This is a genomic window from Chryseobacterium sp. TQ-BC-N36 (genome assembly GCF_058382295.1).
The window spans coordinates 194363-206891 of sequence record NZ_CM178175.1; the positions used below are offsets into that span (position 1 = coordinate 194363).

Annotated in this window: 12 protein-coding genes; 5 read left to right on the top strand and 7 right to left on the bottom strand. The window is 37.7% G+C overall.

From position 1 onward, the window contains the following. Positions 1-148: 148 nt before the first annotated feature. Both AC3FI7_RS00835 and AC3FI7_RS00840 read right to left on the bottom strand, forming a co-directional pair. Positions 149-970: a DUF4249 family protein gene (locus AC3FI7_RS00835; protein ID WP_491461153.1), complete on the bottom strand. Its 822-nt coding sequence runs from the start codon at positions 968-970 to the stop codon at positions 149-151. Positions 971-987: 17 nt separating this feature from the next. Next, on the bottom strand, positions 988-3363 hold the full coding sequence (locus tag AC3FI7_RS00840; protein ID WP_491461154.1) for a TonB-dependent receptor: 2376 nt from the start codon (positions 3361-3363) through the stop codon (positions 988-990). Between the two features lie 256 nt (positions 3364-3619). Between AC3FI7_RS00840 and AC3FI7_RS00845 the strand changes: the two genes are divergently transcribed. The 3 genes from AC3FI7_RS00845 to AC3FI7_RS00855 are packed head-to-tail and all read left to right on the top strand — an operon-like array spanning position 3620 to position 5803. Beyond that, complete coding sequence (locus AC3FI7_RS00845; protein ID WP_291904694.1) at positions 3620-4636, top strand: sensor histidine kinase; 1017 nt, start codon at positions 3620-3622, stop codon at positions 4634-4636. Further along, positions 4633-5022, top strand: coding sequence for a hypothetical protein (locus AC3FI7_RS00850; protein ID WP_343658052.1), 390 nt, complete (start codon positions 4633-4635; stop codon positions 5020-5022). The genes AC3FI7_RS00845 and AC3FI7_RS00850 overlap by 4 nt, the downstream gene beginning before the upstream one ends. A 49-nt stretch (positions 5023-5071) precedes the next feature. Beyond that, on the top strand, positions 5072-5803 hold the full coding sequence (locus AC3FI7_RS00855) for a LytR/AlgR family response regulator transcription factor (RefSeq protein WP_491461155.1): 732 nt from the start codon (positions 5072-5074) through the stop codon (positions 5801-5803). Positions 5804-5863: 60 nt separating this feature from the next. Here the strand turns inward: AC3FI7_RS00855 and AC3FI7_RS00860 are convergent, their stop codons facing one another. Both AC3FI7_RS00860 and AC3FI7_RS00865 read right to left on the bottom strand, forming a co-directional pair. After that, positions 5864-6718 (bottom strand): GLPGLI family protein, encoded by an 855-nt coding sequence (locus tag AC3FI7_RS00860; protein ID WP_343658055.1) that lies wholly within the window; start codon positions 6716-6718, stop codon positions 5864-5866. A gap of 214 nt (positions 6719-6932) precedes the next feature. Then, the gene (locus AC3FI7_RS00865) at positions 6933-7724 is read right to left on the bottom strand and encodes a PhzF family phenazine biosynthesis protein (protein ID WP_491461156.1); all 792 of its coding nucleotides are present in this window, start codon (positions 7722-7724) and stop codon (positions 6933-6935) included. A gap of 264 nt (positions 7725-7988) precedes the next feature. Here AC3FI7_RS00865 and AC3FI7_RS00870 point away from each other — a divergent pair, with 264 nt between their 5' ends. Further along, positions 7989-8117: a hypothetical protein gene (locus tag AC3FI7_RS00870; RefSeq protein ID WP_262711763.1), complete on the top strand. Its 129-nt coding sequence runs from the start codon at positions 7989-7991 to the stop codon at positions 8115-8117. A gap of 55 nt (positions 8118-8172) precedes the next feature. Further along, positions 8173-9783, top strand: coding sequence for a tail fiber domain-containing protein (locus AC3FI7_RS00875; RefSeq protein WP_491461157.1), 1611 nt, complete (start codon positions 8173-8175; stop codon positions 9781-9783). 206 nt (positions 9784-9989) lie between these two features. Here AC3FI7_RS00875 and AC3FI7_RS00880 read toward each other — a convergent pair whose 3' ends face one another. The 3 genes from AC3FI7_RS00880 to AC3FI7_RS00890 all read right to left on the bottom strand — a co-directional run bounded on the left by AC3FI7_RS00880 (position 9990) and on the right by AC3FI7_RS00890 (position 12523). Continuing rightward, positions 9990-11039, bottom strand: coding sequence for an alpha/beta hydrolase (locus tag AC3FI7_RS00880; RefSeq protein WP_491461158.1), 1050 nt, complete (start codon positions 11037-11039; stop codon positions 9990-9992). Positions 11040-11053: 14 nt separating this feature from the next. After that, on the bottom strand, positions 11054-11620 hold the full coding sequence (locus AC3FI7_RS00885) for a sugar O-acetyltransferase (protein WP_491461159.1): 567 nt from the start codon (positions 11618-11620) through the stop codon (positions 11054-11056). Between the two features lie 81 nt (positions 11621-11701). Further along, positions 11702-12523: a helix-turn-helix domain-containing protein gene (locus tag AC3FI7_RS00890; protein WP_142722174.1), complete on the bottom strand. Its 822-nt coding sequence runs from the start codon at positions 12521-12523 to the stop codon at positions 11702-11704. Positions 12524-12529: the final 6 nt, after the last annotated feature.

Below are 12529 nucleotides of genomic sequence, written 5' to 3' on the forward strand. Positions count from 1 at the left end.
ATGCAGATCAATTCCTTTTTTTCATTAAGATTATTATTCAGGCAGAAGCTTTTGCCAAAATCACCTCCGTATATTGCGAAGCATTGTTTCGGGCAGATGTGGTGTTGATCTTGCTTTTTTTGAAATTTACAAAGGAAAGAGGTTGCATTTATTGAATTGTATAATCCCTGGTATCCACTTCAGACAGCCGGAAGTAACCCAAAGGTGCGTTGGAAGAATGGGTCAGATTAATAATGTTTCCGTTAACAGAAGTAGGAGTTGTAGAAAACGGGCCGCTTTCTGAGCCGGAGGCATTCAGTATTTTTCGGAAATAATCATAATATCTTTTGGAAACAGCAATTAACTTAATATTGATAACATCCCCTGCAGCCAGGTCTTTATCAGAATAATAGATCGGATTCAATCCACCGTTGTTATTTTCATCATCTTTTACCTTATACTGAGGAAATGCAATATGTGGGTTTTTGTTGCTGAAAACATAGTAGTTTTTTTCATTGATATTATCCTGATAATAGTAGGTGATTTCAATTTCGTCACCCGATATTCCACCATTATTGTTTTGGATAATATTATCTTCTATTTCAGGTGCACCGGTTAATGTTTCTGTGGCTCTGTAGGTCTCTCCGTTTAAACTGATTGTTAATCTATAGCTTTCCCCAACTACCGGCAGGAAGTTATTGCAGATATATTCTCCGGTTCCTGGATCTTCAACAAAATTAAAAGCCATATCCGCTGAATTGGTAATGACTATATTGGCTCCTGAGACACTTGGGAAATCTGAATTATAATATCCTGTGGTTGTGGAAAGCTTTATTTTCTGCCGGTTTCCGGATGTGTTTTTTATCCAGTCAATGGATGCATCTATTACCAGTCTGGGTTCTGCTGTCTCAAGGTCTACATCAATTACTTTTTCACAGGCAATAAGCAATAATCCCATTGCGATCAGTATATATATTCTTATTGTTTTCATTGTACTGGTAAGAATTTTTAGAATTTAAAATTATAAGTAACACTTGGGATAATCCCGAAAATAGATATCTGCCTTGCCTCACTGATTCCGGTATCCGGATTCTGGCCAAAATTAACGGCTGCAGCATTGTTTCTTCCATAAACATTATAAATACTGAATACCCATTCTCCTTTCCACTTTCTTATTTTATCAGGTTTCGGGGTATAGGTTGCAGATAAATCCAAATGATGGTAAGCAGGGATCGAATTTCTGTTTCTTTCTCCATAGTTGGCTATTGTGATACCCTGATACTGGTATTTTCCATTGGGATAGGTGGCTGCTTTTCCTGTCTGATAGGTAAAAATTCCTCCAAAGCTCCATTTTTTTGAGAGCTGATAAGCAGCTGTCAGTGAGAAGTTATGCGTTTTATCGTAATTAGCACGATACCACTGACCGTTATTGATTCCTGGTTCGTCTGCATTTCTGCCGGGGGTTCTTTGTTCTGCACGGGATAGAGTATAGGAAAGCCAGCCTGTTAATCTGCCTGAATTTTTTTTAGTCATAATTTCCAGGCCATAGGCTCTTCCTTCACCATTCAGCATCACCTGTTCAATAGCTTTATGGGCAATAAGCTCTGCACCGTCAATATAATCGGCTTTATTTTTTATCTTTTTATAAAAAGTTTCCACTTCCAGAGAATAGTTTCCGTTATTGAAATTCCGGAAATATCCCAATGCTACCTGATCCAGAATCTGAGGCTTCAGATAGCTGTCGCTGGGTGCCCAGATGTCCAGCGGGGAAACAGAAGCGGTATTGGAGATGAGGTGAACATACTGTGCCATGCGGTTATAGCTGGCTTTAAATGATTGATTGTCATCTAAAGCATAAGATATCCCCAAACGCGGCTCCAGATTTCCAAAGCCGATAATTTTTTTATTTTTTCCGTAACTGATACTGCCTGTAGGGGTTCCCTCTTCATAAATCTGCATTTCCTGATTGTAAACAACAGCTTCATTATGGGTATAAGTATTGACCTGCTGTGCCCCTAAACGCATAAAATTACTGTATCTTAAGCCGTAATTGACAGACAGGTGATCTGAAAATTTTTGTTCAGCATTAATATAAATGGCATTTTCCATTGCATTTTTTTTCGCGATCTGGTCTGGCTTTATTGTTGAATTCTCTCCAAAGGGGGCAATGGTACCGGGATTGAACTGGTAATAAATAGAGTTCAGTCCGTAATTCAGACTCAACTTGTCAGACAGATAATGTTTGAAGTCGTATTTAAAATTATAATTTTTGATGTTTGATTTCCAGTCGATTCCTGCGAACTTTATCTGTAATCCATAATTGTAATCGCTGTAAATGACTGACGCATTGGAAAATAATTTATCAGAAAATATATGATTCCATCTTAAATTAAGAAGCGTATTGCCATAATCGTTCATGAAGCTGTTATTGAAGCTCATATCGTCTTTCCCAAAATATCCGGATACATAAAGGCTGTTTTTAGTATTCAGCTTAAAATTCAGCTTTGCATTTAAATCATAGAAGTAAGCTGAGTTAGGTTTTTTGGCCAATTTCATAAAAAGATGGGCGTAGGAGGCCCTGCCTGCTATTACGAAAGAACTTTTTTCTTTGACAACAGGACCTTCTATCAGCAACCTGCTGGAAACAGCTCCAATACCTCCTGTAGCATGATATTCTTTATTATTTCCTTCTTTCTGATAAATATCCAGAACCGAAGAGATACGGCCGCCATAATTGGAAGGAATTCCCCCCTTATACAGTTTCAGGTCTTTGATGACATCAGCGTTGAAAACAGAGAAGAATCCAAACAGATGGGAGGTGTTATAAACAATTGCTTCATCAAGAAGAACAAGATTGCCATCTACAGAACCGCCTCTTACATTGAATCCTGAGGACCCTTCCTGCGCATTGGCAACTCCCGGAAGCTGCAGGATGGACTTCAGAATATCCACTTCACCCATTACTGCAGGCATTTTTCTGATCGTTGCGATGGACAGTTTGTTGACGCTCATTTCCGGAGTTCTGATATTGTTTTTTGTACTGTTCCCTTTTAATATCACTTCTCCTATTGATTTTGTACGGCTGCTTTCCGTTAGGGTAAAATTTCTCTGCATATTTTCTGTTATGGAAATTTTCTCTTCAGTTATATCAAAATCAGGGTAATTGATCACCACTGTATAATCACCTTTAGGAAGGCTGATAGAGTAGAAGCCATAGGAATTGGTAACCGCTGTTATATTGGCTCCAGGAACTGAAATAGTGGCCCCGATAAGTGTTTCATTATTTGATCTGCTGGCAATGATCCCGCTGAGTGTCACTTTTTCCTGTCCAAAAGCTGCTGCTGAAATCATCACAAAAAGTGAAAGGCATGATTTGTTCTTCATTAGGATCCCGTTAATTATAAATCTTGAGCGAAAGTATTGTTTTGAAAAGTCCGGAATTCAGGTAATTATACCAAAGTGTTTGATTATTATATGAAAGGATGTTTTTAAAAGATCAAAATTCAATGTGTTTTTTTTATAACTTTTAGAAATTGAATGACAGTATTGAATTTTTTGTATACAAAAGATATGCTTTCGTATAAAATGTCATCTGCCTCTGCTGTATGATTTAATTTTGTAATATATTATTGTTAAAACAATGAGCCAAAATCTAGATAATCAGTTCAAGGATGAAAATTGGATATTTCAGTTTTTTGTTTCCGCCAGATACAGAATCATCAGGCATTTAATTCTGTTTCTTTTTATAAGTGTTGTATTGTATAACAGCAGACCGGAAATTACAGAACCAACCCCCGTTTTAATGCTGGTCATATTGTTGTTTTACTGTAATATGTATATTCTGGTGCCGAGGCTTTTATTTAAAAATAAATATATATGGTACTGCCTGGCTGTCATTACAATTCTTGCAGCCATTGTTATTTCAGCAAAAGTATTGCTGGCATATTTTGGACGTTCAACTTCTGATGATCTGAATATCCTGCTTTTTTCAACCCTTATCTTGGTTCTCTTTGCTGCTTCTGCTTCAATAAAATTATTTCAGAAATGGATGTTGGATAAGCAGCTGATTTTTGAGCTTGAAAGATCCAGAACATCTGCTGAACTTGAGCAGCTGAAAAACCAGATCAATCCCCATTTTCTTTTCAATATGCTTAATAATGCCAATGTTCTTACTAAAAAAGACCCTGAAAGGGCATCACAGGTTTTATTGAGATTAAGTGACCTGCTGCGGTATCAGTTATATGACAGTACCAGAGAAAAGGTCCTGCTGACATCAGACATCCATTTTTTGGAAGATTTTCTGAACCTGGAAAAGATCAGACGGGATACCTTTAATTTTATCCTTTCCAAGGAAGGTAATATAAGTGGTGTACTGGTTCCCCCTTTATTATTTATTTCGTTTGTTGAAAACGCTGTAAAACACAATAATGATTCAGCAAGATCATCGTACGTAAATGTTTTTTTTGAAGTGAAAGATGATGAATTGATTTTTCAGTGCATCAATTCAAAACCACAGCATAAAGCGGTCCCTTATTCCGGAGGGTTAGGCCTGGCTAATATTAAACGGAGACTTGAATTATTATTTCCATTAAGCCATTCATTAAAAATTATAAATGATGTTGAATCCTTTACTGTCTATTTATCCATTAAATTATGAATTGCATTATTGTAACCCAGGATTTTCTGATAGAAAAAAGCATCAGAAAACTCGTTCTGGAATCGGATTACCTGCATCTGCTGTCTGCCTTTCAGGCATTTGATAAAGCATCAGCATATATGGCAGACCACTGTATTGATATTCTGTTTTTCGACATTCAGATGTATGATTTTGGCAGTATTGAATTTATTTATACCATTCCTGAAGATACTTTTGTCATCTTTGTTCCCCAACCTGATCCATTTATCAATAGTGCCATCAATGAAAAACCTTTCTCAAACCTGATCATGAAACGCTTCAAAAAAGGACTGGATGAAGCAAGGTTTTTTCTCAGCCTTGGTAAGAAAGAAAAATATAACAGATCATCTGATTACTTTATTATTTAGAGAAAGTGCAATGAGAAAATATTAATTTTATATCTGTAAATCCTGAAATATGAAATGTATAATTGTAGATGATGAACCCCTGGCAAGAGAAGCCATTAATATGCTTATAGATGAAACCGAGGACCTGCATCTGCTGGGTACATTTAATGGCGCTGAACCTGCCGGGATCTTTTTAAAAGATAATCCCAATACGGTAGACCTTGTTTTTCTGGACATTCAGATGCCCGGTATCAACGGTATTGAATTTTCAAATTCTATTCCGAAAGAAACTCTGATGGTGTTCACCACTGCGTTTTCTGAATTTGCGGTAGACAGCTATGAGGTGGATGCGGTGGATTATCTTATAAAACCCATAAGGCTGGAACGTTTTCAAAAAGCGGTAGAAAAGGCAAGGAGCTACTCCAAATTAGTGAAAATAGATCACAGTTTTTCCAATATAGAGACCAGTACAGATGATTATCTGTTTGTCCGGGCGGAACGGAAAATGTTTAAACTTCATTTTAAAGATATTCTTTTTATCCAGGGTTTAAAAGACTATGTGATTTTGCATACAGAGAACCAAAAAATCATTACGGCAATGAACATTAAAACAATTCAGGAACAGCTGCCGAAAAACATTTTTGTAAGAGTGAGCAAATCATATATCGTTAATTCCTTACACATAAACTCTTTAGATAATAATACCATTTACATTAAGGAAAGTGAAATTCCTATTGGAAATATATACAGGGATTATTTCTTTAAAGAATTTGTCACCAAAAAGATGCTGGGCAGATCTTAATATAGGTAAAATTACTAACGGAATTATGGATGTTCAGCAATGAAAAATCTGATAGCACAATTATTTATATAAATCCTTTTCTATAAAATTATTAAATCGTTTCAGAAACTCTTTTGCACGTGTTTCTTTGTTCCTGATTAACTCTTGTTTGGTCAGGGGATTTCCGGTATTTGAATCAAATAATATTGTTTCTGACATTCCGGAAGAACTGTGCATGAGTTTGATATTTTTAGCAGGATCTTGTAAGTATTCATTCCAAAGCTTGTTGAATTTTTCCTTTGTCAGGAGAATTTCTGCCGTTTTTGCATCTATAAGTGAAAAGCCGTCTTTGAGTTTCATACTCCCGGCCAGATTGAAAATATGAGTTCCTTCTTCATCTTCGATCTGTAAAATCAGGCCGGGCAAACCACAAAATTTATAAGGTCCGTCCTGGATCTGAATTTCATTGGTAAACCAGGCAATCCAGTTTCTGCCGCCAAAATGTGTAGTCGCTTTCTGAGCTTTAAAAACTTCAATGCTTTTTGTTTCAGGTAGAATTGTCCAATTTATTTTATCCGGTTCCTTTACTGCAACATTGCTGGCGTTCAGTGAGGTATGATATATTGTTTCTAAACCTGGGTATGTTTTGGATACCCGAAAATTGACTTTGGGATGTTTGATCTTCCTGAAATCAATGTTGACGGAATTTGAAGCCTTTCCTTTTTCAACTTCAGCATTGAGAAGAGAGTCCCGCGTAATCAGCAATGCACTGTAAAAATAGGAGCCTTCTTTGGTGATATCAAGATTCATTATTTCCTTTTCTGCTTTATCCTTGTTTAAGGTATCCATCTTAAATGAATATTCGTAGACAAATCTTTGATTTTGAGAAAACAAAATTCCTGAGATCAACAGGAACAGTGTGATGATGATTTTCATTTTTAAAATTAACAAGTGGTTATTAATATCGTTCAAATATAACAATGTTTCTGAAACAGACCGTCTGGATATCTGTAAAACTAACTCAATAAACGGCAACTTCAAAACGTTACCGGTAAAATAAAATCAACAAAAAAGCCTTGGATCGAATGTTCAAGGCTTTATGTTATCTCTGGGTGCTTTCGTTTTACATACAAGATTATCGTGATTTTTATTATTCAATCCACAAGTACCCCACAGAATAAGTTTTGGCTTTTCCTGCGACAATCACTCTTTCATTTTTGTTTTCACAATAGAGTTGGCCGCCTCTTTCGGACAGCTGGCGTGCAAAAAGCTTATCTTTTCCTAATCTTGATGACCAGAACGGGATGAGTGAGCAGTGTGCAGAGCCGGTTACAGGATCTTCAAGAATGGAAGACTGCGGTGTAAAGTATCTTGAAACAAAATCACTGTCTGTACCTGCTGAGGTCACCACAACACCGCCTGGATCCAGATTGATAAGATCAAAAATTGATCTTTCAATTTTGATGTTTCTTATATCTTCTTCAGAATCATATACCAAAACGTAGTCTCTTGCTTTGAACACCTCTTTAGGCTGTATATTCAGTGATCTGATTATTGTATCCGGGAGTAAGGAGATTTCAGGCATTCTGGATGGGAAATCCATATAATAAACCCCATCTTTTACATCAACGGTTAATGCACCACTTTTTGTATCAAAAATGATCCTGTTATTCTTATAGTTTAAAATGGATGCCAGGCAATGAGCTGTAGCCAGGGTAGCATGCCCGCACAAGTCCATTTCTATTTCAGGGGTAAACCATCTCAGCTGAATAGTATCACTTCCATTATCAATAAAGAAAGCCGTTTCTGCCACGGCATTTTCACGGGCTATTTTTAACAGCATTTCATCGGGTAACCAATTTTTTAAGGGAACGACACATGCCGGATTTCCATGGAAAATTTCTTCTGTAAACGCATCTACCTGATATAATTCTAACTTCATGTTTTATAAAAATTTTGGTCTGTTGGGTATAAAGATACTCTATTTCTGAATGGAATACTAAGATCATCAGTATTCCGGAAAAATATTTTCACAGTCAGCTAAAAGATCAGATTCATTTATGTCTTTTGTATACAAATAAATCATGATTTTTTTCTTATTCATCTTGTAATAATTTTTCCACACCAATGTAGCTGTTTTCTTTCAGGTGTTTTTTTTAATAAGACTTTGGAAAATTTAGCTTTGTAATATTAAAAAAAGGGAACAATGAAAAAATATTTCTATCATTTCTTCATGTTAAGTCTTTCAGAAATACAGATTACTGCAGTTTCCAATCTGTATACAGAACCCGAAACAATTCTTGATCTGACCATTACTACAGCAGATAATAACTGAAATGACAAATGCTTCCCCGGGACTTTTACTTTATTAAACTCATAATTATATAATAATGTTTAAAAACTTTACTAAATTATCAGTAGCCGCAGCTTTGCTTTCATATAGCATTGTGTCTGCACAAAGTGTAGGAATCAATACCGCACAACCCGGATCAACACTGGATGTTAACGGTTCTTTGGCAGCAAAATACACCGCAGTGACAGCTGCAGCATATGCGATGACTTCCGGTGATTTTCATATCTCATATAACGGAACCTCCAATGCTGTTTTTACTTTGCCAACTGCTATATCTGGTACAGGTAACTTCAGTGGCCGTATGTATACGATCAAGAATAATACAGCTTTTACGGTAACGGTAAATCCTGCAGCCTCAGAGACAATCGATGGTAATGCCAGTGTTACGGTAGGTCCTAATCAAAGCCTGCAGCTGATCAGTACCGGTCTTACAGGAGCTGCAGCTACATGGGATATATCAGGAAATAATTCGTCCGGCAGCACTGGTGTAACGGCAAGTAACGGACTTAGTACCACTGGTAATGATGTGAGGCTTGGAGGCACACTTTTACAAAATACCGCAATTGATTATGCTGATAAAGCATTATATTTCAGAAGCAATGTTGACGGAGCTGGTCTTACCTCGATCAGTAACCTGAGCTCCGGCACCAATGCCTCTGCACTTTTAAGGCTTACCAATGACGCAGGAAGTTCCATGGATATGTTTCTTAATTCCTCTACCAAAACCACTGATGGAGGAGCCAATGGAGGAACGATAAACAATATTGCGGGAGCCCTTACTATAGCAGGAAATAATAATGCGGCCCAATTTAAGCTCAGTCAGGCCAACGGTGGTGATTATCTTTTTAACGCTGACAGAAAACTGAATTTCAACGGAGATGGGGATATTACAGCCTTTGGAGCGGCAGGTAATGCCGTTAATGCTTATAATGGTCTTCTTACGCTGAGAGGTAACAGCAACAGTTCTTCATTTGCAAAGGTAACGGTAGGAAGTACCGGCTTCAGATACTATTATGGAGATAATGTCAATAGTAAGACGGATATTGACGGGAACGGAGATATTAATATGAACAGACCTGAAGTAGCCGGAGTAGGAGGAAATAAAGTTGCAGCTACAAAAGGGCATCTTGATCTAAGCGGATATAATACGCTGAACGGTTCTGTTACCCAGGTCTATCTTGGAGCTGAAGGATTTAAATACAGCTATAACGGCAGTACCAAAGTGATCATTGACGGAAACGGACAGGTAAGTGCCGCAGGAGGTTTTGTAAATACTTCAGATATGCGTCTGAAAACCCAGATTAAAGATATCGGATATGGGCTCAGTACTATCATGGCATTGCAGCCTAAGCAATATGAACTGTCAGCCAATAATCAGATTAAAGATGGAAAACCTGCTGTAAACCCAAGTCAGAAAACGCAGCATAAAATCGGATTCCTGGCACAGGATCTTTATAAAGTAGTTCCTGAAGCAGTCTATAAACCGAAAGATGATACAAAAGAAGCCTGGGCGGTTGATTATTCCGCGCTTGTCCCTGCGCTGACCAAAGCTATCCAGGACCAGCAGGCTGAAATAGAGCAGCAAAAAGCTAAGATTAAAAAGCTGGAAACAGAAATGGAAGCCATCAAAAAGAAACTGGGAATGTAAATTAATTACATTAATGCTGAAATTATTATTTTACTGATTCGATTCTAAGAACACGTCATATTCCTATTTGAAAGAGAAGGAGTTGAGTGAAAACAGCCCTCTGTTTTTATTTAAAACAATTCCGGACGTTTTGAATTTTAGATTTTTTCCGATATGTTGCAAAAAGCCTGCAGACAGCAGGCTTTTTTCTGGCTTTACAAATAATCTTATTTCAGATTTTCCTTAAAAAAAGCTTCCAGCTTATCGAAAGGAATAATATCTGTTTTATCGTAAAGGTCTACATGTACAGCGTCGGGAATGATCATTAACTCCTTAGGGTCGGCCGCCATTTTGTAAGCATCCTCACTGAAATACCGTGAATGGGCTTTTTCTCCTGCAATAATCAGTACCGGACGGGGAGAGATTTCTTTGATATAAGTAAGCAATGGCATATTCATAAAAGAGAGTGCATTGGTTGCATTCCAGGAGCCGGCTGAGTTCAAAGAACGTTCGTGAAATCCTCTCGGAGTACGGTAGTAATCAAAGTAATCCTTTACAAACTGAGGCTCATTTCCTTTCAGCTTTTCAGCATTCAGCCTTGGTCCGGGCTGAAATGTTCCCTTTTCTGCATCTTTCCAGCGCTGTTCGCCAAGTTGTTCTAACAATTGTGTACGTTGTTCCGGAGTAACTGCATCGTAATAGCCTTTCGCCATTACCCGTGACATATCATACATACTGGTTGTAGCGACTGCTTTTACACGTTTGTCAATTGCGGCAGCATTTAATGCAAAACCTCCGAATCCACATATTCCGATAATTCCTATACGACTTCTGTCTACATGGTTCTGTAATCCCAGAAAGTCTACCGCAGCACTGAAGTCTTCTGTATTGATATCGGGAGATGCCACACTTCTCGGTTCCCCTCCGCTTTCTCCGGTATAAGATGGATCAAATGCCAGTACAATAAATCCACGTTCTGCCATCTGGTTGGCATACAGACCGGATGACTGCTCTTTCACAGCTCCAAAAGGCCCGCTTATGGCAATTGCTGCTAGACCTCTATTTTGAACAGGGGATGCAGGACTGTAAAGATCGCCGGTAAGCAGTATCCCGTAACGATTTTTAAAATGTACTTTTTTACGGGTAACTTTGTCACTCAATATAAAAGTATAGTGTTCTTTTGCTTCTGTATTTTTCATTTTCGTTTCATTTTGCTGTGCATAGGATTTTCCTGTGAACAACAGTACAAGAGCTGTTAAAATTGTCCATTTTTTCATGGTAATGTTTTTCTTTAAATAGGTTTGATGATTTTTGCAGGTACTCCTCCTGCAATGACATTGTCCGGAATATCTTTATTAACAACAGCTCCGGCGGCTATTATTGCATTTTCACCTATAGTAACTCCTGGCAGAATGGTTGCATTGGTTCCAATCCAGACATTCTTTTTAATATGAATTGCTCCGGGAGCAAGTGAATGACGGCTGTCTGAAGAAATGGGATGTCCTTCAGAGAGTAAATTTACTTTGGGAGCAATCAAAACATCATCTTCTATGGTAATGCCTCCCAGATCCAGAAATGTGCAGCCAGAATTGATGAATACATTTTTACCGATTTTTGTATTCCTTCCGTAGTTGATAGAGAACGGAGTAAAGATGGTGGTGCTTTCTTCGATACTTTTACCGGTGATCTGACTCAGAAGTTCCCTGATTTCTGCCGGGTCAGAAGAATTGTTCATCCTGATCAGTAATTTCTTTGTTTCAAGAGAGACTTCAAACATTCTGAAGGACTGAGGATCATTTGCAGGGATTGTTTCCCCTTTTCTGAGCCGTTCAAAAATATCCTGTGTTTTCATTATCATTTATTTACAGGACAAAATTAAAGAGCGAGCCTCACAGTAATATTACTGCGAGGCTCAAATAACTTTTCTCAGAAGCTCAGGTTAAATTTCTGTTGGTGGAAATCCGTATTGTTTTTTGAATGCTGTGGAAAAGTGTGATGGATTTTTAAATCCAACCTCTACATAGACATCCTGTACTTTCATGCCTTCGTTTTTCAGTTTGAAATAGGCCGCTTCCAGACGTTTTCTGATCAGCCATTTTTGTGGACTCAGATCACTGATCTTTTGAAAATCGCGCTTGAATGTGGCAAGACTGCGGCCGGTATAGGAAGCAATCTGTTCCATGGTAAGATCATCCATATAATTTTCATTCATGAATTCCATAATATCAATTTTCCACGGCTCTGTAAAATCGAACAAAATAGGAAAGAAGATCTCTGAATGATTGAGCAAAGCGTAAATTCCCTCCTGTAATTTAAGATGAACAACCCCTTCTGAAGGTTTTGTATTTTCATCAAAATAAGGGGTAAGTGACTGAAAAAGGCTTGTAATATCGGCACGAGAGTCTATTTTAAAAACATTTTCTTCAGAAAAAGGAACTTTCTGAGGCAGATCCGATTTATTCAGTTTATTATAAAAATCCCGGAGTAATGTACGGTTAAAGGTAAGAGAAATTCCTTTGTAGAGTTCATCTCCTTTACTGTTTTTATACATCATCAGACGGTGGTTCCGCCGGATAAAAGCGCATTCTCCCGGGGTTATGGTTGTTTTGGTATTTCGGTCCTCAATGACCTGCTCTCCTGAGTACAAATAGAGCAGTACATGTTCTGGGGTCGCATGAATGCATTTTTCACTATAATCCGAAAAGCAGGAAAAAAATATTCCTGAGTAATTTATGGTTTTTAATTGGTCAGTCTGTTCCATCTTATG